At 73.3% G+C, this 26,465-nt stretch carries 22 protein-coding genes; 16 read left to right on the top strand and 6 right to left on the bottom strand.

The window, feature by feature from the left end; genetic code table 11:
- The first annotated feature begins 9 nt into the window (after positions 1-9).
- The 12 genes from ACZ6TI_RS23005 (at position 10) to ACZ6TI_RS22950 (ending at position 14,085) form a co-directional block, all read left to right on the top strand.
- Positions 10-1,236 (top strand): sensor histidine kinase, encoded by a 1,227-nt coding sequence (locus tag ACZ6TI_RS23005; RefSeq protein WP_465347171.1) that lies wholly within the window; start codon positions 10-12, stop codon positions 1,234-1,236.
- Between the two features lie 41 nt (positions 1,237-1,277).
- A complete protein-coding gene (locus ACZ6TI_RS23000; protein WP_465347451.1) occupies positions 1,278-1,859 on the top strand; it encodes a LuxR C-terminal-related transcriptional regulator in 582 nt (193 codons plus the stop codon).
- Between the two features lie 60 nt (positions 1,860-1,919).
- On the top strand, positions 1,920-3,467 hold the full coding sequence (locus tag ACZ6TI_RS22995; RefSeq protein ID WP_465347170.1) for a long-chain-fatty-acid--CoA ligase: 1,548 nt from the start codon (positions 1,920-1,922) through the stop codon (positions 3,465-3,467).
- A 54-nt stretch (positions 3,468-3,521) separates the two neighbouring features.
- Positions 3,522-4,820: a hypothetical protein gene (locus ACZ6TI_RS22990; RefSeq protein WP_465347169.1), complete on the top strand. Its 1,299-nt coding sequence runs from the start codon at positions 3,522-3,524 to the stop codon at positions 4,818-4,820.
- A complete protein-coding gene (locus ACZ6TI_RS22985) occupies positions 4,817-5,764 on the top strand; it encodes a glutamate ABC transporter substrate-binding protein (RefSeq protein WP_465347168.1) in 948 nt (315 codons plus the stop codon). Before ACZ6TI_RS22990 ends, ACZ6TI_RS22985 begins: the two co-directional genes overlap by 4 nt.
- On the top strand, positions 5,761-6,906 hold the full coding sequence (locus ACZ6TI_RS22980) for a hypothetical protein (protein WP_465347167.1): 1,146 nt from the start codon (positions 5,761-5,763) through the stop codon (positions 6,904-6,906). Before ACZ6TI_RS22985 ends, ACZ6TI_RS22980 begins: the two co-directional genes overlap by 4 nt.
- Positions 6,907-6,962: 56 nt before the next feature.
- Entirely contained in the window at positions 6,963-9,119 is a 2,157-nt protein-coding gene (locus tag ACZ6TI_RS22975) for a serine/threonine-protein kinase (RefSeq protein WP_465347450.1), read from the top strand.
- On the top strand, positions 9,116-10,042 hold the full coding sequence (locus ACZ6TI_RS22970) for a protein phosphatase 2C domain-containing protein (RefSeq protein WP_465347166.1): 927 nt from the start codon (positions 9,116-9,118) through the stop codon (positions 10,040-10,042). Before ACZ6TI_RS22975 ends, ACZ6TI_RS22970 begins: the two co-directional genes overlap by 4 nt.
- Positions 10,026-11,294: a vWA domain-containing protein gene (locus ACZ6TI_RS22965; RefSeq protein ID WP_465347165.1), complete on the top strand. Its 1,269-nt coding sequence runs from the start codon at positions 10,026-10,028 to the stop codon at positions 11,292-11,294. The genes ACZ6TI_RS22970 and ACZ6TI_RS22965 overlap by 17 nt, the downstream gene beginning before the upstream one ends.
- Entirely contained in the window at positions 11,291-11,893 is a 603-nt protein-coding gene (locus ACZ6TI_RS22960) for an FHA domain-containing protein (RefSeq protein WP_465347164.1), read from the top strand. The genes ACZ6TI_RS22965 and ACZ6TI_RS22960 overlap by 4 nt, the downstream gene beginning before the upstream one ends.
- A gap of 42 nt (positions 11,894-11,935) precedes the next feature.
- Positions 11,936-12,385, top strand: a complete 450-nt coding sequence (locus ACZ6TI_RS22955; protein ID WP_465347163.1) for a DUF1707 SHOCT-like domain-containing protein — start codon at positions 11,936-11,938, stop codon at positions 12,383-12,385.
- 125 nt (positions 12,386-12,510) lie between these two features.
- Positions 12,511-14,085 carry a phosphodiester glycosidase family protein gene (locus ACZ6TI_RS22950; RefSeq protein WP_465347162.1) on the top strand — a complete coding sequence of 525 codons (1,575 nt, stop codon included), beginning with the start codon at positions 12,511-12,513 and terminating at the stop codon, positions 14,083-14,085.
- Here the strand turns inward: ACZ6TI_RS22950 and ACZ6TI_RS22945 are convergent.
- Positions 14,082-14,786: an inositol monophosphatase family protein gene (locus ACZ6TI_RS22945; RefSeq protein WP_465347161.1), complete on the bottom strand. Its 705-nt coding sequence runs from the start codon at positions 14,784-14,786 to the stop codon at positions 14,082-14,084. The two genes, ACZ6TI_RS22950 and ACZ6TI_RS22945, sit on opposite strands and share 4 nt — an antisense overlap.
- Positions 14,737-15,780, bottom strand: coding sequence for a hypothetical protein (locus ACZ6TI_RS22940; RefSeq protein ID WP_465347160.1), 1,044 nt, complete (start codon positions 15,778-15,780; stop codon positions 14,737-14,739). Before ACZ6TI_RS22940 ends, ACZ6TI_RS22945 begins: the two co-directional genes overlap by 50 nt.
- A gap of 112 nt (positions 15,781-15,892) precedes the next feature.
- Here ACZ6TI_RS22940 and ACZ6TI_RS22935 point away from each other — a divergent pair, with 112 nt between their 5' ends.
- Together ACZ6TI_RS22935 and ACZ6TI_RS22930 are read left to right on the top strand one after the other, a co-directional pair.
- A complete protein-coding gene (locus ACZ6TI_RS22935) occupies positions 15,893-16,897 on the top strand; it encodes a phosphotransferase (protein WP_465347159.1) in 1,005 nt (334 codons plus the stop codon).
- Positions 16,898-16,960: 63 nt separating this feature from the next.
- A complete protein-coding gene (locus tag ACZ6TI_RS22930) occupies positions 16,961-17,608 on the top strand; it encodes a hypothetical protein (protein WP_465347158.1) in 648 nt (215 codons plus the stop codon).
- An 88-nt stretch (positions 17,609-17,696) separates the two neighbouring features.
- Here ACZ6TI_RS22930 and ACZ6TI_RS22925 read toward each other — a convergent pair whose 3' ends face one another.
- The 3 genes from ACZ6TI_RS22925 to ACZ6TI_RS22915 all read right to left on the bottom strand — a co-directional run bounded on the left by ACZ6TI_RS22925 (position 17,697) and on the right by ACZ6TI_RS22915 (position 20,264).
- Complete coding sequence (locus ACZ6TI_RS22925; RefSeq protein WP_465347157.1) at positions 17,697-18,155, bottom strand: hypothetical protein; 459 nt, start codon at positions 18,153-18,155, stop codon at positions 17,697-17,699.
- The gene (locus tag ACZ6TI_RS22920) at positions 18,155-18,748 is read right to left on the bottom strand and encodes an RNA polymerase sigma factor (protein ID WP_465347156.1); all 594 of its coding nucleotides are present in this window, start codon (positions 18,746-18,748) and stop codon (positions 18,155-18,157) included. The genes ACZ6TI_RS22925 and ACZ6TI_RS22920 overlap by 1 nt, the downstream gene beginning before the upstream one ends.
- 94 nt (positions 18,749-18,842) lie before the next feature.
- Positions 18,843-20,264, bottom strand: a complete 1,422-nt coding sequence (locus ACZ6TI_RS22915; protein ID WP_465347155.1) for a S8/S53 family peptidase — start codon at positions 20,262-20,264, stop codon at positions 18,843-18,845.
- A 162-nt stretch (positions 20,265-20,426) separates the two neighbouring features.
- On the opposite strand from ACZ6TI_RS22915, the gene ACZ6TI_RS22910 reads away from it, so the two are divergent.
- Together ACZ6TI_RS22910 and ACZ6TI_RS22905 are read left to right on the top strand one after the other, a co-directional pair.
- Entirely contained in the window at positions 20,427-22,952 is a 2,526-nt protein-coding gene (locus tag ACZ6TI_RS22910; protein ID WP_465347154.1) for a CHAT domain-containing protein, read from the top strand.
- A gap of 78 nt (positions 22,953-23,030) precedes the next feature.
- Positions 23,031-23,612, top strand: a complete 582-nt coding sequence (locus tag ACZ6TI_RS22905) for an adenylate/guanylate cyclase domain-containing protein (protein WP_465347153.1) — start codon at positions 23,031-23,033, stop codon at positions 23,610-23,612.
- Between the two features lie 16 nt (positions 23,613-23,628).
- On the opposite strand, the gene ACZ6TI_RS22900 is transcribed toward ACZ6TI_RS22905, so the two are convergent.
- Positions 23,629-26,391: a DEAD/DEAH box helicase gene (locus ACZ6TI_RS22900; RefSeq protein WP_465347152.1), complete on the bottom strand. Its 2,763-nt coding sequence runs from the start codon at positions 26,389-26,391 to the stop codon at positions 23,629-23,631.
- Positions 26,392-26,465: the final 74 nt, after the last annotated feature.

Raw genomic sequence — 26,465 nt, 5'->3', positions numbered from 1 at the left:
CGTCCAGGCATGGTCCGCAACGCCCTCGACGCGCTCACCCTGCGCCCGACGGTGTTCCTGCGCTCGTCCTGGCCGTGGCGCTCGTTCGCCTACCTGGTGGGCGGCGCGCTGCTCGGCATGACCACGATCCTGGCGGTGGTCGGGCTGCTCGCCGCCGGGCTGGCCCTGGCGGTGGTGCTGATCGGCGCCGGCGGTCTGATCGCCACGCTGCTGTCCGGCATCGCGGTGGCCCGGCTCGAGCGCTGGCGGCTGCGGCTGGTCGACCACGACGTGCTGCCCGATCCGCACCGCCCGCCGCCCCGCCAGGGTCTGCGGGCCTGGCTCGCGCTGCGGCTGCGGGAGCAGGCGACGTGGCGCGAGCTCGGTTACGCGGCGATCTCCGCCGGGCTGCTCTGCTGGATGGATGCGGCGGTGGTGGGCTGCGCCCTCTACATTCCGTTCGCTTTGCTGCTCGGGCCGCTGTGGGTGGAGAGCGTGTCGCTGGGCCTCACCGCGTTGCTGGCCGGCATCCCGCTGACCATGGTGATGGCCTGGCCGGTGACCGCCTGGGCCGGCGCGCGGGCGGCGATGGCCCGCGCGATCCTGGCGCCCCGCTCGGGCGACACCGACGAGCGGCTGGTCGAGGTGACCCGGTCGCGGGCCCGGCTGGTGGACGCGTTCGAGGTGGAGCGCCGGCGGATCGAGCGGGACCTGCACGACGGCGCGCAGCAGCGGCTGGTCGCGCTGAGCATGCAGCTCGGGCTGGCCCGGCTCGAACTGCCCGCGGGGTCGGCGGCGGCCGGGTCGGTGACGGCCGCGCACGAGCTGGCCAAGGAAGCGCTGACCGAGATCCGCGAGCTGATCCGCGGCGTGCACCCCAAGGTGCTGACCGACCGGGGGCTGGCCGCCGCCGTACGCGACGTGGCGAGCACCGCGCCGGTGCCGATCCACCTCGATCTGCTGACCGAGCGGCTGCCCGCGGCGGTCGAGGTGACCGCCTATTTCGTGGTGGTGGAGGCGCTGGCGAACGTGGCCAAGCACAGCGGCGCCCGGCACGCCCGGATCACCGCGCGTCTGCGGCACGACCGGCTGCTGGTGGAGATCGGCGACGACGGCCGCGGCGGCGCGGACCCGGCGAACGGCAGCGGGCTGGTCGGGCTCGCCGACCGGGTGGCCGCGGTGGACGGCACGGTGGCGGTGTCCAGCCCGCTGGGCGGCCCCACCCTGGTGCGCGTGGAGATCCCGTGCGCGTGGTGATCGCCGAGGACGGCCTGATCGTCCGCGAGGGCATCGCCGGCATGCTGCGCCGCTTCGGCCACGACGTCGTCGCCGCGGTCGGTGACGCCACCGCCCTGATCAAGGCCGTCGAGGCGCTGGCGCCGGACGTGGTGGTGACCGACGTCCGGATGCCGCCGGCCTTCGCCGACGAGGGCCTTCAGGCCGCGATCGCCCTGCGGGCCACGAACATGCCGGTCCTGGTGCTGAGCCAATATGTGGAGCAGACCTACGCGGCCGAGCTGCTGGAGTCGGACCATCCGGCCGGCGTCGGCTACCTGCTCAAGGACCGGATCGGCGAGGTCACCGAGTTCGTCGAGGCGCTGGAACGGGTGGCCGCCGGCCGCACGGTGGTCGACCCCGAGGTGGTGCGCCAGCTGCTCGGCCGGCGCAAGGCCCCGCTGCAGCGGCTGACCCCGCGCGAGCGTGAGGTGCTGGCGCTGATGGCCGAGGGCCGGTCCAACACCGCGATCGCCCGCGCCATGGTGGTCTCCGAGGCGGCGGTCGCCAAGCACATCGGCAGCCTGCTGCTGAAGCTCGACCTGCCGCCGGACTCCGACGACCATCGCCGGGTCCGCGCCGTCCTGGCCTACCTGCAAGGCTGATTTCCCAGCTTCGGATGGCATGCTGCACTGAGACGGCCGTCACAGATCCGGAGGAGCACCATGCTGAACCTGTCGATCTTGCTCGAGGACTCCGCCCGCACCTTTCCCGAGCGGACCGCCGTCGTGCTCGGCGACACCCGGCTCAGCTACGCCCAGGTGGACGGCGCCGCCAACCAGGTGGCGAACATGCTGGTCAGCCGCGGCATCCGGCCCGGCGACAAGGTGGCGTTGTCCTGCCCCAACCTGCCCTACTTCCCGGTCGTCTACTACGGCATCCTCAAGGCCGGCGCCGTCGTCGTCCCGCTGAACGTGCTGCTCAAGGGCCGCGAGGTGGCCTACCACCTGGCCGACTCCGAGGCGACGGCGTACTTCTGCTTCCAGGGCACCGCCGAGCTGCCGATGGGCGAGGCGGGCAAGGCCGGCTTCGACCAGACCGACGGCTGCGAGCACTTCTTCCTGATCACCGCCGACCCGGCCGCCGAGTCGCCGATCGAGGGCGCCGAGACGATGGGCCGCGCGCTCGCCGGGCAGTCGCCGAAGTTCGAGGCGGTGCTGCTGCCGGAGACCGACCCGGCGGTCATCCTCTACACCAGCGGCACCACCGGGCAGGCCAAGGGTGCCGAGCTCTCCCACGCGAACCTGCTGTTCAACGCGCTCACCTGCAATCGGCTCTTCCAGTCGCCGTCGGGCCGGGACACCCACCTGGCCGTGCTGCCGCTGTTCCACTCGTTCGGCTCGACGGTGAACATGAACGCCGGCTTCGCCACCGCGAGCACGCTGGTGCTGCTCCCCCGCTTCGACGCCGCCGCGGCGGTCAAGCTGCTCGAGGCGGAGAGCGTGACGTTCTTCGCGGGCGTACCCACGATGTACTGGGGTTTGCTGAACGCCCTGTCCGAGGGCGTGGACGTGCAGCGGATCGCGGACAACATGCGGGTGGCGGTCAGCGGCGGCTCGAGTCTGCCGGTCGAGATCATCCACCAGGTCAAGGACCGTTTCGGGGTGCAGATCCTGGAGGGGTACGGCCTGAGCGAGACGTCTCCGGTGGCGACGTTCTCGGATCCCAACTCGGACCCGCGTCCCGGATCCATCGGCATCCCGATCTGGGGCGTCCAGGTGAAGCTGATCGACCCGGAGTGGAACACCGTCGAGGGCTCGGACGAGATCGGCGAGGTGGCGATCCGCGGGCACAACATCATGCGCGGCTACTACAACCGGCCCGAGGCGACCGCCGAGGTGATGAAGGACGGCTGGTTCCGCAGCGGCGACCTGGCCCGCCGCGACAAGGACGGCTTCTACTACATCGTCGACCGCGCCAAGGACATGATCATCCGCGGTGGCTTCAACGTCTATCCGCGGGAGATCGAGGAGGTGCTGATGACGCACGAGGCGGTCTCCCTGGCCGCGGTCATCGGCGTGCCGCACGAGAGCCACGGCGAGGAGATCAAGGCGTACGTGATCCGCAACGCCGGCGTGACCACCACCGAGGACGAACTGGTCGCCTGGAGCCGCGAGCAGATGGCGAGCTACAAATACCCGAGGATCGTCCAGTTCGTCGATTCCCTGCCGATGACCGCCACCGGCAAACTGCTCAAGCGCGAGCTCACTTAGACAAATCGCCGTTGCGTGGATGTAGAACAGTAGGGCCATGACGGAGGACGACGCGTGACCACGGTTCAGCTGGAACGGCCCGGGCTCACGCGCGTCGCCCAGCTGCGCCACACGTCGCCCGGCAAGCTGCAGCTCATCCTCGGCGCGCTGCTGGCGCTGGGCCTGCTCACCGGCCTGCTCGCCGCGGTGGTGGCCACCGAGACCGGCACCGGCACCGACGACCTGGGCGAGCGCGCGCAGCCGCTGCTGGTGGAGGCGGAGACGATCTACTCCGCGCTGGCCGACGCGGACACCACGGCGGCGCAGGCGTTCCTGGCCGGCGGGCTGGAGCCGGCCGAGCTGACCCGGCGTTACGAGGACGACCTGACCCGGGTCACGACGGCGCTGACCTCGGCGGCCCGGCGCACCCCGGAGGGCGGCGAGCCGGCTGAGACGGTCCAGGCGCTGTCCACCGGCGTGACGCGTTACGCGGCCCTGGTGGCCGCCGCGCGGGCGAACAACCGCCAGGGCCTGCCGGTCGGCGCGGCCTATCTGTCGAACGCCTCGGAGCTCAACCGCGAGACGCTGCAGCCGCAGGCCCAGGCGCTGTTCCGGATCGCCCAGCACGAGGTGGACCGCGGCTACTCGGCCGCCAAGGGCACCGGCTGGGTGATCCTCTACTTCGTGGTGGGCGTCCTGCTGCTGCTCGGCCTCGCGCAGGCGCAGGTGCACCTGAGCCGCACCACCAAGCGCACCTTCAACATCCCGCTGGTGGTCGCCACCGCGCTGACCCTGCTGCTCGGCCTGATCTCCGGCGCCGCCCTGCTCACCCAGCGCAGCCATCTGGACGACGCCGACCACGAAGGCTCGACGCCGGTGACCCTGCTGGCCCAGGCCCGGATCTTCGCGTTGCGCGAGCGTGGCGACGAGGCGCTGACGCTGGCCGCCCGGGGCAACGGCGCGCAGTACGAGCAGGACTTCGACACGGTGGCGGACCGGATGCGCGGTTCGCACGGCCTGCTCGCGGTGGCCGAGGGGTCGGTGAACGACGAAGCGCTGGCCGCCGTGCGGTCCGCGATGACCGCGCACGACGAATACCTGGCGGCGCACAACCAGATCCGCGCGCTGGACGAGAAGGGCGACCATGACGGCGCCGTGAAGCTCGCCGTCGGCGCCGAGACGACCGCCGTGTTCCAGCGGCTCACCGACCAGATCGGCCTCGCGCTGGAGGACCGGAAGGCGGCCTTCAACGACGAGATCGGCGCGGCCGGGCGGGCGATCACCCTGCTCACCGTGACCGGTCCGGTGCTCGCCCTGATCATCGCCGCGCTGGCCTTCGTCGGCCTGCGCCCGCGGCTGGAGGAATATCGATGAGGCGGTTCCTGCTGGCGGCCGCGCTGGTGCTGCCGCTGCTGGCGGCCGGGTGCACGAGCAGCGGCGACCCCGACCTGATCGAGCGCATCGAGCGTCCGGCGCCGATCGCGCCGCCGGTGGTCGACGCGCCGGCGGACTGCAAGCCGCGCGAGAGCCTGCGCCCGACCGGCAAGCTGCCCGCGCCCGGCGCGTTCCCCGCCGACTCCTACATGGCGGAGATCCGCAAGCGCGGCCGGCTCATCATCGGCACCAGCCAGGACACCCTGCTGTTCAGCTCGCGCAACCCGTTCACCGGCAAGATCGAGGGCTTCGACGTGGACATGGGCCGGCAGATCGCCGAGGCCATCTTCGGCGACCCCGACAAGATCCAGATCAAGGTCGTCGGGTACGACCAGCGCGTGCAGTACGCGGCCGACGGCACCGTGGACCTGATCGCCGACACCATGACGATCAATTGTTCGCGGCTGCAGGAGGTCGACTTCTCCACCGTCTACTACGACGCCGGCCAGCGCGTGCTGGTGTCCACCAACTCGACCGCCAAGGGCATCGGTGACCTGGGCGGCAAGAAGGTCTGCGCGGTGTCCGGCTCGACCTCGCTGGAGAACATCGAGATCAGCGAGTCCAAGCCGATTCCGGTGGCCCGCGCCGGGTTCGCCGACTGCCTCGTCGCGTTCCAGCAGAACGAGGTGGACGCGATCTCCACCGACGACACGATCCTGGCGGGTCTGGCCGCCCAGGACCCGTATGCGAAGGTGGTCGGCGACAAGTTCACGGTCGAGCCGTACGGGATGGCGATGTCGAAGGACCACCCGGAGTTCACCCGGTTCGTGAACGCGGTGCTCGAGCGCAACCGCGCGAACGGCACCTGGAAGAGGACGTACGAGCGCTGGCTCGGTGACTTCGGCCCGGCGCCGGCGCCACCCCGGGCCGAGTACACGCTATGACCGATCCGCGCGCCGAGCTGGCGCGACTCGAGGCGGCCGCGGCCGTGGTCGCGCAGAACCTGATCGACCTGGACAACAGCGTCGCCCGCCGCGACCTCGACCAGCGCCGGCTGACCGGGCGCACCGCGTCGTCCTGGGCCAAGGCCAAGGCCGAGCTGACCCGCCTGTGGGACGGCTACGCGCAGCTGACCAACGCGATCACCGAGGCCCGGGCGCTGAAGGACGGCCCGATCCCGGCGTTCGCGCACCAGGTGCTCGGCCGCTCGATCACGCTGTCCACCTCGGTGGTGCCCCTGGCCCAGCGCGGCCTGCTGGGCGCCGGTCAGGTCACCCGCAGCTGCACCCCGGGCGAGTTGCTCTCCGGCATGGAGGCGGCGTTCGCGACCGTGGCCGATGTGGTGACCCGGGCCGGCGACGTGTGGCACCGGCTGCTGGCCGGCACCGCCGAGACGGCCGCCTCGCTGGCCAACGTGCAGGCCCTGGTCCGCCGCGAGGGCCGCACGCTGCCGGTGCTGACGGACGCGGACCGGCGGCTGAAGTACTTCACCCAGATGATGGCCTCCGACCCGCTCGGCGTGGACGAGTCCGAGCTGGCCCGGATCCGCACGATGATCGAGCGCGCGGACGCCGAGCGCACCTCGGCCGGCGAGCTGCGCGACACGCTGACCGCCCGGCTGGCCGAGGCGCGCCGCCTGCTCGACGAGGTCGAGCAGGCGGAGAAGGCGGCGGTGCAGACCGCGTCGCACGCGGCCAGCCGGATCAGCGGCGGCGCGGTGACCCTGCTGCAGGGCCCCGACCTGCGGCCCGACCTGCTGGGCATCGAGGCGCTCGCGGCGGCCGGGCACTGGGCGCACGTCAGCCCGCGGCTGGCCGAGTGGACCCGCCGGGCGCGCGCCCGGCGGGCCGAGCTGGACGAGGTGGCGGTGCGCAACGACGGCCTGCTGGCGGCGCGCAACGAGTTGCGCGGGCGGTTCGAGGCATACGAGGCGAAGGCGAAGCGCCGCGGCCTGGACGGGCACGCGGCGCTGGCCGGCGCGGCCGATCGGGTGCGGGCGGTGCTCTACACGGCGCCGTGCGACCTGACCGACGCGCGGGTCGCGGTGAACGCCTATCAGGAGGCGCTGCGGGAGGCCGGATCGTGAAGTGTCTCCGCAACTGCCCGGGCTCCATTCTCGACGGATACTGCGACACGTGCGGCATGGCGCCGATGAAGCAGCCCACTTCCGCGCCGGTGGTGGAGGTGCCGACCAAACAGTCGGCCGCCGCGCCGACAAAGGTGACATCGCCGACCGCCGCGACCCGGCCCTCCCGCGTGGTCAGCACCCGCACCGGCAGCCGGCGGCGACGTTTCGGCGGCGGGCTGGTCGACATCGCGCCGATCACCCAGGCGGACCCGACCGCGGCGGTGATGGCCGCCGCCGAGGTGCCCGAGGAGAAGCGCTACTGCGCCAAGTGCAACGAGCCGGTCGGCCGCGGGCGGGACGGGCGGCCCGGGCGCACGTCCGGCTTCTGCCCGTCCTGCGGCGAGCCCTTCGACGTGACGCCCAAGCTGCGCAAGGGCGACCTGGTCGGCGGGCAATACGAAGTGGTCGGACCGCTCGCGCACGGCGGGCTCGGCTGGATCTATCTGGCCGTGGACAAGAACGTGTCGGACCGCTGGGTGGTGCTCAAGGGCCTGCTCAACTCCGGCGACGAGGACGCGCTGGCCGCGGCGGTGGCCGAGCGGCGGTTCCTGGCCGAGGTCGAGCACCCGAACATCGTCAAGATCTACAACTTCGTGGAGCACGACGGCGCCGGCTACATCGTGATGGAGTATGTCGGCGGCGAGTCGCTCAAGGGCATCCTCAAGGACCGGCGCGCGGCCAACGGCGGCCAGAGCGACCCGCTGCCGGTCGAGCAGGCGCTGGCCTACGTGCTGGAGATCATGCCGGCGTTCGGTTACCTGCACGACCGCGGCCTGATCTTCTGCGACTTCAAGCCGGACAACGTGATCCAGACCGGCGACCAGGTGAAGCTCATCGACCTGGGCGGCGTGGTGCACGAGGAGGACCAGGACGCCGCGATCTACGGCACCGTCGGCTTCCAGGCGCCGGAGATCGCCACCGAGGGCCCGTCCGCGGCCGCCGACCTCTACACCATCGGCCGCACCCTGGCCGTGCTCACCACCGACTTCCGCGGCTACCAGAGCACGTACGCGACCAGCCTGCCGCCGCGCGACGCGGTCGAGGTCTACCGCGACCACGAGTCGTTCTACCGCCTGCTGGTGCGCGCCACCCGCCCCGAGCCGGCGGCCCGCTTCCCGGACTCCGCCGAGATGACCGAGCAGATGATCGGCGTGCTCCGCGAGGTGCTGGCGGCCGGCGGCGAGCCGCGCCCGGCCACGTCCCGCCTCTTCACCGCCGAGCTGCGCACCGACCCGCGGCACGACGAGCCGGACTGGCGGCACCTGCCGGCCCCGATGATGGACCTGACCGACCCGGCGGCGCCGTTCCTCGCCTCGGTCACCGTGACCGACCCGCAGCAGGTGCTGAGCCTGCTCGTGCGGGCCCCCGCGCACACCATCGAGGTGCAGCTGCGGGCCCTGCGGGCGATGATCGACCTGGGCGCGGCGACCTATGCCGACCACCCCGGCCTGGACGTCTTCGCGCACGCCAAGCGCACCCGCGACGTGCTGGCCACCTCGGCCCCCGGCGACTGGCGGGTGGCCTGGTACGACGGCATGCTCGGGCTGGCCTCCGGCGACCTGGTCCGGGCCCGCGGGCGCTTCGACGAGGTGTACTCGATGCTGCCCGGCGAACTCGCCCCGAAGCTGGGGCTGGCGCTCGCGCTGGAGCTGTCCGGCGAGCACGCCGCGGCGGCCGGTTACTACGACGCGGTGAGCCGGACCGACCCGTCGTACACCACGGCGTCGGCCGGCCTGGCACGATGCCGGTTGACCGCCGGCGACCGCAGCGGGGCGGTGGAGGCGTACAACAGGGTGCCGGGCACGTCGGCGGCCTATCACAGCTCGCAGGTCGGCGCGGTGCGCGCGCTGGTGCGGCCGCACCCGGCGGCCGGCGCGGACGTCACGGCGCTGGCCACGGCGGCCGAGCTGATCGACCGGTTGGAAGTGGAGGCGGCGCAGGTGGCGGCGTTGCGCGCGGAACTGCTGGAACAGGCGCTGACCGCGGTCGGGGGCGGGCAGCAGGTGCCGGCCGCGGTGGTCGGATGGAAGAACGGTGGTCTGGTGGAGGAGCGGGATCTGCGGTTCGCGCTGGAGACGGCGTACCGGGAGATGGCCCGGGCCGCGCACGGCCCGGAGAAGGTCCGCCTGGTCGATCTGGCCAACGCGGCCCGGCCGAGGACCCGCACGTGACGGCCGTGGAGTGCCTGTCCTGCGACGACGAGCGCAAGGCCGGGGCCACCTTCTGCGAGGCCTGCGGCCGGCGGCTGGTGACCTGCGCGCACTGCGGCGGCGGGGTGGGCGACGACGGCTACTGCGAGAGCTGCGGGCTGCTCGCCGAGAAGCCCGGCGACCACGCCGAGACCGACCTCGGGGCGATCGCCGCCGCGGTCACCGATCGCGGGTTGCGGCACCACCGCAACGAGGACGCGGTGTTCCTGGCCGCCCGCGGCGCGGACGTGGACATCGTGGTCTGCGACGGGGTGTCGTCCTCCTTCGACCCGGACGTGGCCGCGGCGACCGCGGCGCAGACGGCCGGCGCGGTGCTGGTCGCGGGCGAGCCGCTGGACGCGATCGGGAAGGCCGCCGCGGCGGTCGCCGAGCTGGCGGCGAGCGGGGACGCGCGGCGGGCGGCGTCCAACCCGGCGTGCACGATCGTCGCGGCCACCGTGCGCGGCGACACGGTCTCCTTCGCCTGGGTCGGCGACAGCCGGGCATACTTTGTGCCGGCCGAGGACGGCCCGGCCGAGCAGCTCACCGAGGACGACTCCTGGGCGCGGCACGCGGTGGCGCTGGGCGCCGACCCGGCCACCGCGATGCAGGACCCCAAGGCGCACGCGATCACCGCCTGGCTGGGCGCGGACGCCGGCACGGTGCGGCCGCACACCGGCACGATGACGGTCACCGCGCCGGGGCACCTGGTGGTGTGCAGCGACGGCCTGTGGAACTACCTGACCGACCCGGGCGACTTCGCGGACGCGGTCCGCAGTCTGCTGGGCACCGGTCCGATCGACGCGGCGAAGGCCTTGACCGCGATGGCGAAGAGAAGCGGCGGCGCGGACAACATCACCGTCGTCCTGACACCTGTGGGAGGTCCCCGTGGCGTACTCCGCTGAGACGTTCCAGAACGAATATCTGCCGCTCGGCGCGTCCGAGGTCAACGCGATCGTGACGGTCACCTCGACCGGCACGCCCGGTCGCCGCCGCACCGCCGGCGCCACCGAGGTGATCATCGTGGACGCCTCCGGCTCGATGCAGGCCGAGGGCCGGATGGACGCCGCCAAACAGGCCGCCAAGGCCGCGGTGAACTGCCTGGACGACGGCGTGCACTTCGCCATCATCGCCGGGGTGAGCACCGCGCAGCAGCTCTTCCCCGCGCCCGGTCAGCTGGCCGTGGCGAGCCGGGAGAGCCGCCTCGACGCGGTCCTGGCGATCGACCGGCTGCGGCCCAGCGGCGGCACCGCGATGGGCGCCTGGCTGCGGCTCGCCGCGCAGCTGTTCGCCCAGCGGCCCGGCGACATCGCGCACGCGATCCTGCTCACCGACGGCGACAACGGCGAGCACAACGGCTACCTCGAACGGATCCTGGAAGAGGTCGGCGGCCGCTTCCAGTGCGACTGCCGCGGCGTCGGCACCAACTGGAAGGTCTCCGAGCTCCGCAAGATCTCCGCGGCGCTGCTCGGCTCGGTCGACATCGTCGCCCGCCCCGCCGACCTGACCGCCGCCTTCGAGCAGATGATGACCACCGCGATGGGCAAGGTCTCGGCCGACGTCCAGCTCAAGGTCTGGACCCCGGTCAACACCACCATCCGGTACGTGAAGCAGGTCGAGCCGTCGGTCACCGACCTGACCGGCAAGCGCGTCGAGGACGGGCCCCGGGCCGGCCGCTACCCGCTGGGCGCGTGGGGCGACGAGAGCCGCGACTACCACGTCTGCGTGGACGTCACGCCGGGCGCGTCCGGCGACGAGATGCTGGCCGCCCGGGTATCCGTGCTGGAGGGCGACGACGTGCAGGCCCAGTGCCTGGTGCGCGCGGTGTGGACCGACGACTCCGCGCTGTCCACCCGGATCAACCGGCAGGTGGCGCACTACACCGGGCAGGCCGAGCTGGCCGACGCGATCCAGGCCGGGCTGGAGGCGCGCAAGGCCGGCGACGACCGCACCGCGACGGTGAAGCTGGGCCGGGCCGCGCAGCTCGCCCACGAGAGCGGCAACACCGCCACCTCCGAACTGCTGGCCACGGTGGTGGACATCGAGGACCCGGTGACCGGCACGGTCCGGCTGCGGCGGCGGGTCGAGGCCGCCGACGAGATGGCGCTGGACACCCGGTCGACCAAGACGGTCCGGGTCGGGCGGTCCGGCTCGTGACCTGTCCCCGGGGGCACGAGTCGAGCACCGACGACTTCTGCGACGTGTGCGGCGCGCGGATGGGCGCGACCGTGGCGATCCCGCAGCCGGCGTCGGCCGTGCCGCCCTGCCCGCACTGCGGCACGCCGCCGCTCGGACCGGGCCGATTCTGTGAGAACTGCGGCTACGACTCGAACACCGGACGCGTGCCGGTGCTGTCCGCGCCGGTCGCGCCGGCCGGCGAGTGGACCGCGACGATCACCGCGGACAAGGAGTGGTTCGACGCGAACGCGGTGGAGGGGGTCGTCTTCCCGCCGTCCGCGCTCAGCCGCGACGTGACGCTGGCGCCGCCGCAGGTGCGGATCGGCCGCAAGAGCAGCTCCAAGGGCACCGATCCCGAGCTCGACCTGGACGATCCCGGGGTGTCGCACAGCCACGCGATGCTGACCCAGGACCTGGACGGGGTGTGGCTGGTGGCCGACGTCGGCTCGACCAACGGCACCTATCTGAACGACGACGCGCAGCCGCTGGTCGCCGGGCGCGGCCGCCCGCTGGCCGACGGCGACCGGCTGCACGTCGGCGCCTGGACCTGCATCACCCTGCACGCGCCGGGTTCGTGATTCCGGCCCTGCGGGCGGTGCGGCAGCGATATCTTCGCCGCGATGAGGGACGAACGGGTCGCGACCGCGGAGCGCACCGAGGTGATCGGGCTGCTCAACCGTGCGCTGGAGCAGGGTGAGCTGGCCGAGCTCGACTACGACCATCGGATCGCGGCGGTCGGCGGGGCCACGTACGCGTCGGAGCTCGTGGCCCAGCTCCACGACCTGCCCCCGGAGTACGCGTGGCTGCCGGCCGCCGCGGTGGCGCCGCCGCCGCGGGCCCCGGGCGGCCGGGCCGCGCTGATCCTCGGCGTGCTGAGCCTGCCCACGTCGTTCTGCCTGTTCGGCGGCCTGCTCGGCCTGATCGCGGTGGTGCTCAGCCTGCGCGGTGAGCGTTCGCCCGGGATGTCGGCGGCGCTGCTGGGCCGGGTCTTCGGCATCATCGGCGTGGTGCTGTCGATCGGCGCCGGCGTCGCCCTGGTCCTGGCGATGAACTCCAGCACCTCGCCGTAACCGGCCCCGGGTCGCTCTCGTCCTCGCGATGAGCGCTCGCGATGAGCGCTCGCGATGAGCGAGAGCACGTCGCCCTGACCGGCTCCCGACTTGCCGGTGCCGCCGCATTGGCATAGGACATTGACATGACTCGACGTGTCGCGGTCCCGGTCCTGCTGTCGGCGATCACCGCCCTGGCCCTGATCGCGCCGCCCCCGGCGGTGGCCGCGCACCGCCCGGCCCTGCCTCTGGGCCCGGCCGGGCTCGAGGAGACCAGGACGACGCGCACCCTGCAGCCCGGCGTCACGCTGACCCGGATAGTGCGCGGTCAGGCCGGTCCGGAGTCGGTCTGGACGGTCGAAGTGGCGGTCCCGCCGGCCTCGCCCGACCCGGACACCCCGCCGGTCGCGATCAGCGACGAGGCCGACGCCCGGGCGGCGGCCGACCTGCTCCGGGCGGCCGGCCTCGATCCCCGCGTCGAAAAGGTGACCACCCCCCGGCTGGCGGACTTCGGCGGCGACCTGGGCTGGCGGGTCCGGGTCGGCGCGGTCCCCACGAGGGCGGAGGCCGACGCCATCCGCGCCCGGGTCGTCGCGGCCGGGCTGAGCGGCGCCAGTGTCTACACCGGCTGGGACGGCGAACCGGACGACGTGGCCGGTTCCACCGGTCCGTGGCACGTCGACGTGCTGACCATCGACCCACGGACCTTCAGCGGCCGGCTGGCCGGGGTTTACGGGCCGGACCTGGAACGCCGCGAGACGACCAGTGAGCTGGCCGCGTCGCACACCGCGGTCAACGCGGGCTTCTTCGTGCTCGACCCGGCGGCCGGCGCGCCCGGCGACCCGGCCGGGGTGGCGGCCTACGGCGGGCGGCTGGTCAGCGAGCCGATCGCGGGCCGCCCGGCGCTGGTGCTGCGCGACGACGCCCGGCGCACCTCGATCGTGCGGCTGCGCTGGCACGGCCGGGCCGGCGGGCTCGCGCTGGACGGCCTCAACCGGGTGCCGGGCCTGATCCGCAACTGCGGCGGCGCCGGCGACACCCCCACCGACCGGCCCCTGCACGACTTCACCTGCACCGATCCCGACGAGCTGATCGCCTTCGACCAGTCCTACGGGGTGCGGACGCCGGACGGGCCGGGCGTCGAGGCGGTGCTCGACCGCGGTGGGCGGGTCACCGAGATCCGCACGGTCCGGGGCGGCGCCGTCCCGGCGGGCGGCCGCACCGTGCAGGCGACCGGGTCGAAGGCCGACGCGCTGCTCGCGGTCGCGCGGACCGGTCGCAAGCTGGCGGTCACCGCGACCCTGGTCGATCAGCGCGGCCGGCCGGTGACCGCCCCGCGGTCGGGGTCGATCATCAATGGCGGCCCCGAGCTGGTGCGCGACGGCCGGCTGCACGCCACTCCGGCCGCCGACGGCATGGTGCGGCCCGGCGACCCGAGCTTCTACTACGGCTGGGTGCACAAGCGGAACCCGCGCACCTTCGCCGGGGTGGACGCCCACGGCCGGACCGTGCTGGTGACGGCGGACGGCCGCAGCACGTCCAGCCTCGGGCTGGGCATCGCGGAGACCGCGGCGGTGGCCAAGGCGCTCGGCCTGCGCGACGCGATCAACCTGGACGGCGGCGGCTCGACCACGATGGTGGTGGACGGCGCGGTGATCAACGTGCCGTCGGACGCCACCGGCGAGCGCCCGGTCGGCGACGCCCTGGTGGTGTTTCCCTAACCGTCGCGCAGCAGCTTGCGGGCCTGGTCGCGCAGATCCGGGGTGCGGGCATAGACCGAGACCCCGGTGCCCGGCCGCGGGCTGCCGTCCAGCGTGCTGTACACCCCGCCGGCCTCCGTCACGATCAGCGACGTCGCCGCGAAGTCCCAGATCTTGCCGCTGGTCTGCACCGCCAGGTCGAGCTCGGCGCAGGCCACCAGCAACGGCGGGTTGACCCGCCACGGCCGGCTGGGCAGCACTTCGAGCAGCGGCCCGACCTCCTCGGTGACCGGGGTCGGCACCACGCCCAGGCGCACCTCGTCGCCGGGCCCGGCATCGCAGAACAGCCGCCGCGCATCGGACAGGTCGTCGAGCGGCGCCTCCCACGAGCCGCCGCCCCGGGAGGCCCACCAGATGCGCCCCTGGGCCGGCACCGCGGCCACCCCGGCGACGATCTCGCCGTGTTCCTCGAGCGCCACCAGCACCAGCCAGCGGTCGTCGCCGGTGACGAACAGCGCGGTGCCGTCGATCGGGTCGATGATCCAGCGCCGGGAGCCGGCGCCGGTCTGGCCGCCCTCCTCGCCGAGCACCGCGTCGGCGGGCCGGTCGGCGGAGAGCACCGCGCGCACGGCTCTCTCGACCGCCCGGTCCGCCTCGGTGACCACGGTGCCGTCAGCCTTCATCTCGCGACGCAGCCGGGCCAGGTCCGTGAACCACCTCATGCCCTCGGCCGCTCCCGCCCGGGCCGCCGACAGTGCGGTCTGAAGATCGTCCCCCATGGGTCTCATCAGACCACGCCCGCCGCCGGGCCAGCAGCATGACCAGTGACACCCCGGCCGCCGCGAACACGACACGGCTCACCGGCGTGATCACCGGCCCGCCGCCCATCAGTGGTTGCAGGAAGAAGCTGTGCCAGGCATAGGTCAGCACGCCACCGGCGGCGGCCGCGAGCACGTGCGCCGGGGTGCGGGCCCAGGCGATCAGCGCGGCGAGCACCGCCGCGAAGGCGATCAGCATCGCGGTCACGCCCAGCGCCGCGTCGATCCGCGGGCCGGTCATGAACAGGGCTCCGGCGGGCAGCGTCACCGCGAGGATCACCCAGGGCCGCCGGGCCGGCGGCGTGGGCGCGGGGACCCGGCGCGGCACCACGAACGCGATCACCACGAGCACCGCTGCCACCACGAGCACCGCAATCAACTGCGGCCACGGCGCCCAGAACCGCCCGTCGGCCCAGGAGCTCAGGGTGGTGGCCGCCAGCCCGAGGACGAACAGCACCGTGGTGACGATCAGGCCCGGCGTACGCAGCCAGGGCTCCGCCCCGCGCCGGCGGCCCGACTCGACCAGCGCGATCGGCACGCTGATGCTCCACACGGTGTGCAGCGCGAGCACGTAGAGGGTCCACGGCACCGCGATGCCCAGCGCCGGGATGAACCCCCTTTCCAGCAGGTGGTGACCGGCGTAATTCGGGTTGAACAACGACTGCGTGGTGATGCCCTCCTCGAGCACGCCGTAGGCGAGGGCCAGCAGCGCCATCGTCGGCCAGCCGCGACCGGTGCGCCGGGTCACCTCCCGGATCAGCAGCGCGCCACCGCCGTAGAGCGGGGCGAGGAAGAAGATCACCGGCAGCGAGGCCAGGGTGAAGTCCCCGAGCAGGAACTCGGCCACCAGCGGCGAGAGGAAGAACAGGGCGAATGCGGGTGCTACCCGGCGCAACATGACATCTCCTCATCAGTAGTTGTGGATATCGTCACGCCGCGTGTCCGCCCGCACCCCCGCCGTTTGTCACGGCTGCCCCCTGACGAATGTCGGGGGGTTAGGCTCAGCGCTTATGGACCACCGGCTCGGCTTCGCCGTTGCCGACGCTTTCGCCCTGGGTACGCCCATCGCACCGCCGGCGCCGGTCGGGGGCGGCGGCTCACACCTGCTCTGGCGCCTGCACACCGATCGCGGCGACTGGGCGGTGAAACGCCTCAACCGGTCCACCGAGCAGTGGTGGATCGCGGACTACCGCAACGCCGCCGCGATCGAGCTGACCGCCGCGGCGGCCGGCATCGCGATGCCCCGCCCGGTCGAGCCGCTCTCCCCCGCCCTGCCGCTGCTGGCCGAACTGCCCCTGGGCAGTTTCCGGGTGCACGAGTGGTGTCCGGGCTCCCCTGTGGACATCGGCGATCCCGCCGTGCGGCGGTGGATCGGCGGCACCCTGGCGGCCATCCACCGGCTGGACGTCCCGGCCCGGCTCGCCGAGGCCGCGGTCCGGCCGCCGCGCCCGGTGGCCGACTGGCACGAGTGGCTGGACAACGCTCCCCCGGCCGAGTCGGATCTGGTGGCCCGGGTCCGCGAGCAGCTGCCCGCGATCGCGCTCGGCACGTCCTTCGTGGACACCGCCCGCGCCGAGATCACGCTGACCCCGGTCTTCGCCCATCGCGACGTGCGCCCGCCCAACATGCTGCAGACCGCGGACGGCCCGGTGCTGCTCGACTGGGACAGCGGCGGCGCCGACCACGCGGAGTGGGAGGCGGTGAGCTCCGCCCTGGTGTGCGCCCGCGGCACCGCCCATCGGGCGCCGGATCGGGCGGCCTTCGAGCAGATCCTGGGCGCCTATGCGGCCGCTGGGGGCGCTCCGATCGCGGCGGCGCCGGCGTCCTTCGGCGGGCTGATCGAGTCGCAGCTCACCGCGGCGGCCTGGCTGCTCTGGCGGTCGCTGGGGCATCGGCCGGTGACGCCGAACGAGCGGGCTCTGTCGCGAGCCACCCTGATCGAGATGCTGGCCGACCTGCGCGCCGCCCTGGACCGGCTGGACGAGTGGACCGAGTGGCTCCCTAAGTCCTACTAGACCACTGGCCGCGTACCAGAACAAGACTTGTTCTTCGTCCCAGGAGGGACCACCGTCGGTCCCATGGAATGGGACCCCGTCCGCACCCTGCGGACCGCGCTCTGGATCACCGGCGGCCAGTGGGCCGGCAAGTCGACGGTCTCCGGCATCCTCGCCGAGCGCTACGGCCTGACCCACTACGCCTACGACTTCCACGCCGTTCGCGGCCACCAGGATCGCCGCCTGGCCGCCCAGATCCGCCGCGGCGAGACGCCCACCGAGTTCGACCCCGAGGCGACCTGGATCCGCTCCACCCCGGCGGAGGCCGCGCAGCAGGCGCTGGAGAGTTTTCCGGAGAGCTTCGAGTGGGCGCTCGACGACCTGCGCGGGCTGACCACGCCGCGGCCGTTGATCGCGGACGGCTGGGGACTGCGGCCGGAACTGATCGCGCCGCTGACCGGCGACCTCGGGCGCATTCTGGTGATGGTGCCGACCGACGAGTGGCGCCTGGCCCAGGCCGCCGCCGTGCCGCGCGCGTCCGCCGTGGGCCATCGGGTGAGCGATCCGGTGCTGGCGCAACGCAATCGCCTGGCCCGGGACCGCCTGATCGCGGCCGACGCGGTCCAGCGGGCCGAGGCCCTCGGCATCCGGGTGCTCGAAGTGGACGGCAGCCGCGACGCGCAGGGCGTCGCCGACCAGGTGGCCGAACACTTCGAGCCCTTCTTGCCATGACGAAGGGCCGCCGGCGCGATGCCGGCGGCCCTTCTGCTGACTCTGCTCTACCCGGCCGGAGGGGGTGGCTGGGTGGGTGAGCTCGTCGTCAGGCGCTGATCCACTCGGTCGCCACGCGGCGGCCCGAGACCGAACACTCGATGCGGATCGGACCGCTGCGCGCGGCCGGGAACGAGAAGCACCCGACCTCGTCGGCGGTCGTCTCCGCGACCGGGCCGGTGGCGTCCAGCAGCCACACCCGGCCCGGCTCCGGTGGGATCAGCTGACCCTCGATCCCGTTGTCACTGACCTCGATCTCGACGCGGAGCTCCCCCAACGCGAACGTCAGGTTGCGCGGCGCCCCGGACATAGGCCCCCGGACGGCGGCAAGACCGTCCAGATGGGAGTCGTAGACCAGGGCGGCCAGCTCCTTGTCGAGATCGGCCATGTGAAAGGCGAACACCATCCGCCCCGCGGTGATGATCTGCTGCTCGGCCGGATCCGGCCGGACGGCGTCACCGATGTCTCGCAGCAGCTCGTCGTCATCGCTCCAGTTGCGCCACGGCATCACGGACACCTTCCCATCTGTGCGGACCTGTCCGCCTCGAGATATGCCCGAACCGCGTCCGTGTCACGCAGTTTGTCGAGCACTCTGCTGCGGGTGGGCCCGATGCTGCCGATCGGAATGCCGAGGATCCGGCTGATCTCCGCATAGGCGAAAGGCGGATCCGCGGACAGCATCAGCAGCAGTTCGCGCTGCTGGGGCTGGAGTTGATCCAGCCCGTCCAGCAGCACCTGGCGCCGCTCGGCGGCGAGCAGCACCTCGTCGATCGCCGCCTCCGCGGCCTTGTCGTTGTCGCGCATCATGGTCGGGTCCATGGACACGCTCCGCCCGTTGATCCGGAGGTAGCGCTCGCACTCGTGCCGCGTCGTCGTGGCCAGCCAGCCCGGGAGCGCGGCCGGCTCCCGGATCTGCCCGAGGTGCTCGACCAGGCGCAGCCAGACCAGCTGGCTGACGTCCTGGGTGTCGGCCGGGGACAGACGGTAGTGCCGGATGACGAACGCGACGAGCCCGGCGAACCGGCGGACCAGCTCGTTCCAGGCCTCCTCGTCGCGGTCGATGCTCGCCTTGACCAGGGCCGGTAGGTCCCAATCGGCCATCTCTGCTGCCATCTCGTCCCCGCTCTGCCGCCCTGTGGTCCGGGCGGCCCCGACGCCGCCCGGTCGCGCACTCGGTCCGGAGCCTCGCACGGGATCAACCGAGCCCCTGCAGGATCCGCATCGCCTTGCCGTAGCCGGCGATCGCCTTGCCGTATTCGTCCAGTTTGTCCACCGCCGCCCGGGGCTCCAGGCCCTCGACCTGGCAGATCCGCGCGACCGCTCCGGCGATCTGGGGCGCCGCGAACGACGTCCCGCTCCAGAATGCCCACGCGTCGCCGGTGAAGGAGTCGGGCGAAGGGTCGAAAACCGGCGACTCCACGCCGCTCACATAGGTGGACCGGATGCCCTCGCCGACGGTGGAGAAGCGCACGCCGTCGCCATAGGACGACCAGGCCGACGGCGTCAGATATGCCGTCAGGCCGGCCACCGACTCGACGCCGGGCAGGTCGGCCGGCCACACCGGAGCGTCGTCGCCGTGGTTGCCGGCCGCCGCGACCAGCACGACCTTGCCGCCGGACTCGCGCACCACGGTGGCGACCGCCTCGGCGGTGGCCGGCGGCGGCTGGTCGTCGATCGTGCGCACGCCCAGCGACATGTTGATCACGTCGGCGCCGTCCGCGTGGGCCCGCAGGATCGCCTCGGCGATGTCGTGGTCGGTGGCGAAGCCGTCGGTGTCCGCGGCGCGGTACATGACGATCTCCGCCTCCGGCGCGACCCGCTGCACCACACCGGCCACGAAGGTGCCGTGCCCGGCCTGGTAGTCGAGCAGGCCGTCGGGACCGGCCGGGAGGATGTCGAGCACGTCGATGTTGTCGTCGGTGCGGGCCACCTTGTCGAGCCAGCCGTCGCCGCGCTTGGCGCGCGGGATGCCGGTGTCGATCACCGCGACCTTGACCGTCTTGCGCTTCTTGCCGGCGGCCGGAGCCGCGGCAGCCGCGGCGCCATCCGCAGCCCGGGCGGGCCCGTCGGCGGCCAGCGCGGCGAAGGGGGTCGGGGTGGGCGGCGGCGGGGGTGGCGGCGGGGTCGGCTCGGGACCACCGACGCCCTTGCCCACCGCGGCCATCGTGGCCAGGTAGTTCGGCCAGGCGTCCACCTTGGCCGCGTGGCAGTCGTCGACGATCTTGTCGAGGGCGGCGCGGGCAGCGCTCGGCTTGCGCAGCCGGACGTGCCGGCCACGGCCGGCGGCCGGGTCGGTCGGGCCGGTGAAGTCGGCGAACAGCGCCTTCACGGTGTCGCCGGCGAACGCGGCGGCGGGCACCATGACCTCGCCCCGGGCCAGCAGGCTCAGTGATCCGTCGCGCCGGGTGCGCGACTCGACCTGCGCGCGACCCAGGTCGCCGCTGCGGCGCCCGATCAGGATGCCGAGCAACCGGGCGTCCGCGTCGGCCGATCCGACGCCCAGCTGGCCGATCTGCTGGGGCAGGATCGCCCGCAACCGGGCCGCGTCCTCCGGCCCGTAGGATTCCGGATAGTCCCCCTCGAACGCATATCCCAGGCGGTCTCTTTCGAATCTCATGCCATCTCGACTCTCATCGCGGTCCCCGGCCCTCGCACATGTCCGGAAGTAGGTCTCTTGGCACTAATAGAGACGCCAGCCGACCTCGTGATACACGCTAGACGTGTCCATGAGGGAGCAGTAGCCGATCCGAGGCGGTTCGGACCCGTAGCCGCCGACCTGGTGCGCCAGGCGCGGCGTGCCGGACCACCGGAGGCACTCGCGCTGGCGCTGCGGGCGCAGGCCTGGGCACGGCGGGCCCAGTTCGCGGCCGCGGAGGCGAAACGCCTGCTCGACGAGGCTGCCGGGGTGGCGCGGCGGCACCGTCTGCCGCAGGTGCTGGCCGAGGTGCTGATGACCCGGGCGGTGGTGAACCAGGAGCTGGGCAACCTCACCGGGGCCCAACGTGATCTTGATCTCGCCGGGCCGATCGTGTCGCCCGCGGAGGCGGTCGAGCTCGCCTTCCAGCGCGCCGTGCTGCATCAGAACCTGGGCCGGCTGAGCGCGGCCGCGGCGGCCTACCGGGAACTGCTGGCCGGATCGGAGATCTCCCCCCGGCTGCGGGTGGTGGCCGGCAACAACCTCGCGATGATCGACGCGCAGCACGGCCGGCACGGTGACGCGCTGCGCCTGCTGGCCGAGGCCGGCGAGGCGGCGCCCGGGGTCGGGCCGGCGCACGTGGCGATGGTGATCGAGACCCGGGCCTGGGTGACCGTGCACGCCGGCCGGCTGAGCGAGGGCATGCGGCTGTTCGACGAGGCGGCACGGGCACATGAGGCCGCCGGGCTGCCCCTGGGTGAGCACTACGTCGAATACGCGGACGCGCTCATCGACCTGCGACTGATCCCCGAGGCGACCAGTGCCGCGCAGTCGGCGGCGGAGGAGTTCCGGTCGCGCGGGGTGCCGCTGATGGGCGCCGAGGCCGAGCTGCGGGTGGCCCAGCTGGCGTTGCTGGCCGGGGACCCCGAGCAGGCCGTGGCGGCGTCCACCGTGGCCACGCAGAGCTTCCACCGGCAGGGCCGGCGGGCGTGGAAGGCGCGGGCGGCGCTGGTGCGGGTGGAGGCGAGGCTGCAGGCGGGCACCGCGGACGCGGGCGATCTGCGCGACGCCCGCCGGGTCTGCCGCACCCTGGAGAAGCAGGGCACCTGGTCCTATGCGGTGAACGCCTACGTGATCACCGGCCGCGTGGCACAGCGGCTGGGCCGGCGACGCGACGCGGTGAACGCCTGGCGCCGCGCGTCCGAGCTGGCCCGCCGGAGCCCGGTGCTGATCCGGATGCGCGGGAGTGTGGCCGGGGCGATGGCCGCCGCCGCGCTGGCCGACGATGCGGGCGTGCTCGCGTACTGCAGGAGGGGTTTGAGCGATCTGGCCCGGCACCGCACCGCTCTGCCCTCGGTGGAGCTGCGCGTGCTGGCCTCCGGGCACGGCGCCGAGCTGGGGCAGCTCGGCCTCGAGGTGATGGTGCGCGGCGGGTCGGCGCCCCGGGTGCTGGATTGGATGGAACGCACCCGGGCGGCGGCCCTGCTCGCGGTGGAGCCGTCCGGCGGCATCGACGTGGACGACCTGGAGGCGCTGCGCGGCATCCACGCCGAGCTGGAGGGGGTGGCGGCCGGCGACCGGGTGGTCGCGGTGCCGGAGCCGCTGGTCGCCCGGCAGAAGACGATCGAGGACCGGATCCGGCGGGCCAGCTGGCGGCGGCGGGCCGACAACCAGGCGGTGACGGCCACGATCAAGCCGGCCCGGCTGCGGTCCTACCTGGACGGCCGAGTGCTGGTGGAGTTCGCCCGGCTGCACGGCGACCTGGTGGCGGTGGTGGTCGAGCCGCGGCGCAGCCGGCTGGTCCGGCTCGGCCCGGCGACCGCGGCCCTCGACCTGGTACGCACCCTGTTCTTCGCCCTGCGCCGGATGACCCAGGCGCTGCCCGAGTCGTCGCTGGCCGCGGCCCGGCTGAGCGCGGACAACCGGGTGGCCCGCCTGCGCGCGATGCTGCTCGCCCCGCTCGGCCTGCCGCCCGGCGCCGAACTGGTCGTGGTGCCGGTCGGCGACCTGCACGGCATCCCGTGGTCGGCGCTGTGGGACGAGCCGGTGTCGCTGGCCCCCTCGGCCGGCATGTGGGCCCGCACCAGCGAGGCCGCCGCCCAGCGCCGCGGCGACGGCGTCCCGCTGCTGGTGGAGGGCCCGAGCCTGCCCGGCGCGACCACCGAGGTGCTGCGTCTGCGCGAGCTCTATCCGGGGGCGACCGCGCTGAGCCCGCCGGAGAGCACGACCGGCGAGGTGCTGCGCCGGCTGGACGGCGCCGGCCTGGTGCACCTGGCCTGCCACGGCTGGCTGCGCGCGGACAACCCGCTGTTCTCGTCGCTGGTGCTGAGCGACGGGCCGCTGACCGTGCAGGAGCTGCAGACCAGCGGGGTGGCGCCGCACCGGCTGATCCTGGCGTCCTGTCAGTCCGGCGCGGACGTGGCCTATGCGGGCGACGAGACGGTGGGCTTCATCAGCTCGCTGCTGTCCCGGGGCACCGCCGGCGTGATCGCCAGCGTCGCCGCGGTGCCCGATGTGGCCGCCGTGGATCTCATGTACACCCTCCACGAACACCTCGCCGGCGGGCAGACGCTCGCCCGCGCTCTGCACGCCGCCCGGGCAGGTCTTGATCGGACCGACCCAGCGAGCTACGTCAATTGGTGCACGTTCAGTGCATACGGAGCCGCGTAAACCCCGATGTATCAGGGTCGACAGTCAGGTCTCTGACTCATCGTGGAAGTCGCCCGGAAACACGACATGCAACGTGACATGCACAGTGACCGTGGTCATCGCCGGCAGGCAGCCGTGCTCTTCGCCGACCTGACCGGCTTCACCCAACTCGTCGAGACCGTCGAACCGGAGATCGTCTATCAGGTCGTCAAGCCGCTGCTCGACGATCTCGTGTCCATCGCCCGCCGGCACGGCGGCGAGATCCAGCAGGTGCTCGGGGACGGCTTCATGTGCGTCTTCGGGTTGCACGACACGATCGGCGACGAGGCCGATCGTGCGGTCCGCGCCGGGCTGGCGATGGTCGCCGCCGGTGGCACCCGCTCGGTGCGCCCGTCGGTGCACGCCGGCGTCGAGTGGGGCGAGCTCTTCGTCACCCCGTCCTGGCCGCCGGCCGGTTACGGCGTGTGGGGGCGCGCCGTCAACCTGGCCCAGCGGCTCTGCAGCCTGGCCGGGCCGGGCGAGCTGCAGATCGGCCCGGGCGCACACGCCCGCGCCGACCGGGCCGCCGTGGTCGGCATCCCGACCGAGCCGGCCCGGCTCAAGGGCATCACGCACCCGGTGGTCAGCCATCGCGTCCCGGCCGCCGCGGGGGCGACCGCACCGCGTTACAAGCTGGTCTGACCGCTCGTCATCGTCCTCAGAGGCCGGCCTGGTAGGCCAGTACGCCGCGGTTGATCGCGGTGATCGCCTTCCGGGCCGCCTCGCGCACCCCCGGCGAGGCCGCGGACGCCTCCTTGAGCTGGGCCAGCAGATCGAGCACCTGCCTGGCCCAGCGCACGAAGTCGCCGGCCGGCATGTCCGAGTCGTAACTCGTGCCGCCGCTGGACAGCACCCGGCCCAGCGGCTCGCCGCGCGCCCAGCGGTAGATCGGCCAGACGAAGCCGACATCGGGCTCGCGGGTGAGCTGCAGCCCGTGCGCCGCCTCCTCGGCCTCGATCTCGCCCCAGAGCTTGACGCAGTCGTCGACCGCGGCCTGCAGCGCTCCCTTGGGGACGGAGACCCGCTCGTCGCCCTCGCGCCGCGACTCGAACAGCACCATCGACACCGCCGCGGCCAGTTCCTCGGGCGCCAGCCCGTCCCACACCTCGCGGCGCAGGCACTCGGCGACCAGCAGATCGGCCTCCGTCCAGATCCGCCCGAGCATCCGCCCGGCCTCGGTGACCTCGCCCTCGCCCGTCAGGTAACCGCGCGCGGTGAGCACCGCGCAGACCTGGTCGAAGGTGCGGGCCAGCGAGCCGGTGCGCCCGGCCACCTTGTCGCGCAACGCCTGGGTGTCCCGGCCCAGCCGGTGCTTGCGCTCGGCCCAGCGGGCGTGCTCCTCGCGCTCCGGGCAGGAGTGACAGGGGTGCTGCCGCAGCTGCACCTTGAGCAGCGCGACCTCGGCGTCCTCCCCGCCGCCGTCGCCGCCGCGGTTGCGCCGGCGCCGGCCGTCGCCGTGCCGGTCGAGGCCGGTGGCGGAGATCTGCGCGGCCAGGTCGCGGCGGGCGCCCGGCGACCGCGAGTTGAAGTTCTTGGGTACGCGGATGCGCTCCAGCACGTCCACCGGCCCGGCGAAGTCGGCCGGACTGACCCGCCCGGCCCAGCGGTCCTGGGTGAGCACCAGCGGCCGCGGCTCGCCGAAGCCTCCGGTGACCGGCTCGAGCACCACGGCCAGCCCGGCCCGGCGGCCCTGCGGCACCCGGATCACGTCGCCGATGCGCAGCCGCTCCAGCCCGGACACCGCAGCCGCCCGGCGCTGCGCCACACCCTGCCGGGACAGCGCCCGCTCGCGGTCGGCGATCGCCACCCGGATCGCGAAATAGGCGTCGAAGTCACCGTGGTGGCACTCCTCCTCGGCGCCGTAGGACGCGATCGTCTCCTGGTTGCGCTGCACCTGGCGGGCCAGCCCGACCACCGAGCGGTCGGCCTGGAACTGCGCGAACGACGACTCGAGCAGGTCGCGGGACCTCTCCGCGCCGACCGACCCGACCAGGTTGACCGCCATGTTGTAGGACGGCCGGAAGGACGAGCGCAGCGGGTAGGTGCGCGTCGACGCCAGCCCGGCCACGTGCCGCGGGTCGACGTCGGGGCTCCACAGCACCACGGCGTGGCCCTCGACGTCGATGCCGCGCCGCCCGGCCCGGCCGGTGAGCTGCGTGTATTCCCCCGGGGTCAGGTCGACGTGCGCCTCCCCGTTGAACTTGACCAGCCGCTCGAGCACCACGCACCGGGCCGGCATGTTGATGCCCAGGGCCAGCGTCTCGGTGGCGAACACCGCCTTGACCAGGCCGCGGACGAAGCACTCCTCGACCGCCTCCTTGAAGGCCGGCAGCATGCCCGCGTGGTGCGCGGCGACGCCCCGCTCGAGCCCGTCGAGCCACTCCCAGTAACCCAGCACGCTCAGGTCCTCGCCCGGGATGGTGGCGACCCGGGCCTGGGCGATGCGGCGGATCTCGGCCCGCTCGTCGGGGTCGGTGAGCCGCAGCCCGGCGGCCAGGCACTGCTGCACCGCGGCGTCGCAGCCGGCCCGGCTGAAGATGAACAGGATGGCGGGCAGCAGGCTGGACCGCTCGAGCCGCTCGACCACCTCGGCGCGCGGCGGCGGCTGCCAGCGGCGGGACCGGCCACGGTGGCCGGCCGCCGCGCGATCGGTCATCTCGAGCCGGCGCAGCATCTCGCGCGAATAACGCAGCAGCTCGGGATGGACGTCGTGCTTGCGGGCCGCGTCGGCGTCGTGGAACAGGTCGAACATGCGCTTGCCGACCAGCACGTGCTGCCACAACGGCACCGGCCGGTGCTCACTGACGATGACCCGGGTCTCGCCGCGCACGGTGACCAGCCAGTCGGCGAACTCCTCGTAGTTGCTGACCGTGGCGGACAGCGACACCAGGGTCACCGAGGCCGGGAGGTGGATGATCACCTCTTCCCAGACCGCGCCGCGGAACCGGTCGGCCAGGTAGTGCACCTCGTCCATCACCACATAGGCCAGGCCGGTGAGCCCGGGCGAGCCGCTGTAGAGCATGTTGCGCAGCACCTCGGTGGTCATCACCACCACCGGCGCGTCGCCGTTGATCGCGTTGTCCCCGGTCAGCAGCCCGACCTTGTCCGGCCCGTAGCGCTGCACCAGGTCGTGGTATTTCTGGTTGGACAGCGCCTTGATCGGGGTGGTGTAGAAGCACTTGCGCCCGCCGCCCGCGCGCAGCGCCAGGTGCACCGCGAACTCGCCGACGACAGTCTTGCCCGCGCCGGTCGGCGCGCACACCAGGACACCGCTGCCCTCCTCGAGTGCCTCGCACGCCTCGCGCTGGAAGTCGTCGAGGTCGAACCCGACATCCAGCATGAAGTCGTCGAGTGCCGGGAACTCGGCCAGCCGGGCCGCCCGCCGTCTCGACTCCGCGTAACGCTCGGCGGGACTCGTCATGACCACCAGAGTAGGTCGTGGGTGTGACAGCTTGCGATCCCGGCGGTTGCCGACAGGGGCGCGCCGGCCGCTGG

It is taken from the genome of Actinoplanes sp. NPDC051388 (assembly GCF_055586225.1).
The sequence above is the reverse complement of the archived record's forward strand: the minus strand, read 5'-3'. Positions and strand labels throughout refer to the sequence as shown.

What these genes read in the sequence shown, in the direction of transcription:
- ACZ6TI_RS23005 (WP_465347171.1), top strand. Translation starts at nt 10, where the DNA reads ATGGTCCGCAACGCCCTCGACGCGCTCACCCTGCGCCCGACGGTGTTC.
- ACZ6TI_RS23000 (WP_465347451.1), top strand. Translation starts at nt 1,278, where the DNA reads ATGCTGCGCCGCTTCGGCCACGACGTCGTCGCCGCGGTCGGTGACGCC.
- ACZ6TI_RS22995 (WP_465347170.1), top strand. Translation starts at nt 1,920, where the DNA reads ATGCTGAACCTGTCGATCTTGCTCGAGGACTCCGCCCGCACCTTTCCC.
- ACZ6TI_RS22985 (WP_465347168.1), top strand. Translation starts at nt 4,817, where the DNA reads ATGAGGCGGTTCCTGCTGGCGGCCGCGCTGGTGCTGCCGCTGCTGGCG.
- ACZ6TI_RS22980 (WP_465347167.1), top strand. Translation starts at nt 5,761, where the DNA reads ATGACCGATCCGCGCGCCGAGCTGGCGCGACTCGAGGCGGCCGCGGCC.
- ACZ6TI_RS22975 (WP_465347450.1), top strand. Translation starts at nt 6,963, where the DNA reads ATGGCGCCGATGAAGCAGCCCACTTCCGCGCCGGTGGTGGAGGTGCCG.
- ACZ6TI_RS22955 (WP_465347163.1), top strand. Translation starts at nt 11,936, where the DNA reads ATGAGGGACGAACGGGTCGCGACCGCGGAGCGCACCGAGGTGATCGGG.
- ACZ6TI_RS22950 (WP_465347162.1), top strand. Translation starts at nt 12,511, where the DNA reads ATGACTCGACGTGTCGCGGTCCCGGTCCTGCTGTCGGCGATCACCGCC.
- ACZ6TI_RS22945 (WP_465347161.1), bottom strand. Translation starts at nt 14,786, where the DNA reads ATGAGGTGGTTCACGGACCTGGCCCGGCTGCGTCGCGAGATGAAGGCT.
- ACZ6TI_RS22940 (WP_465347160.1), bottom strand. Translation starts at nt 15,780, where the DNA reads ATGTTGCGCCGGGTAGCACCCGCATTCGCCCTGTTCTTCCTCTCGCCG.
- ACZ6TI_RS22935 (WP_465347159.1), top strand. Translation starts at nt 15,893, where the DNA reads ATGGACCACCGGCTCGGCTTCGCCGTTGCCGACGCTTTCGCCCTGGGT.
- ACZ6TI_RS22930 (WP_465347158.1), top strand. Translation starts at nt 16,961, where the DNA reads ATGGAATGGGACCCCGTCCGCACCCTGCGGACCGCGCTCTGGATCACC.
- ACZ6TI_RS22925 (WP_465347157.1), bottom strand. Translation starts at nt 18,155, where the DNA reads ATGCCGTGGCGCAACTGGAGCGATGACGACGAGCTGCTGCGAGACATC.
- ACZ6TI_RS22920 (WP_465347156.1), bottom strand. Translation starts at nt 18,748, where the DNA reads ATGGCCGATTGGGACCTACCGGCCCTGGTCAAGGCGAGCATCGACCGC.
- ACZ6TI_RS22915 (WP_465347155.1), bottom strand. Translation starts at nt 20,264, where the DNA reads ATGAGATTCGAAAGAGACCGCCTGGGATATGCGTTCGAGGGGGACTAT.
- ACZ6TI_RS22905 (WP_465347153.1), top strand. Translation starts at nt 23,031, where the DNA reads ATGCACAGTGACCGTGGTCATCGCCGGCAGGCAGCCGTGCTCTTCGCC.
- ACZ6TI_RS22900 (WP_465347152.1), bottom strand. Translation starts at nt 26,391, where the DNA reads ATGACGAGTCCCGCCGAGCGTTACGCGGAGTCGAGACGGCGGGCGGCC.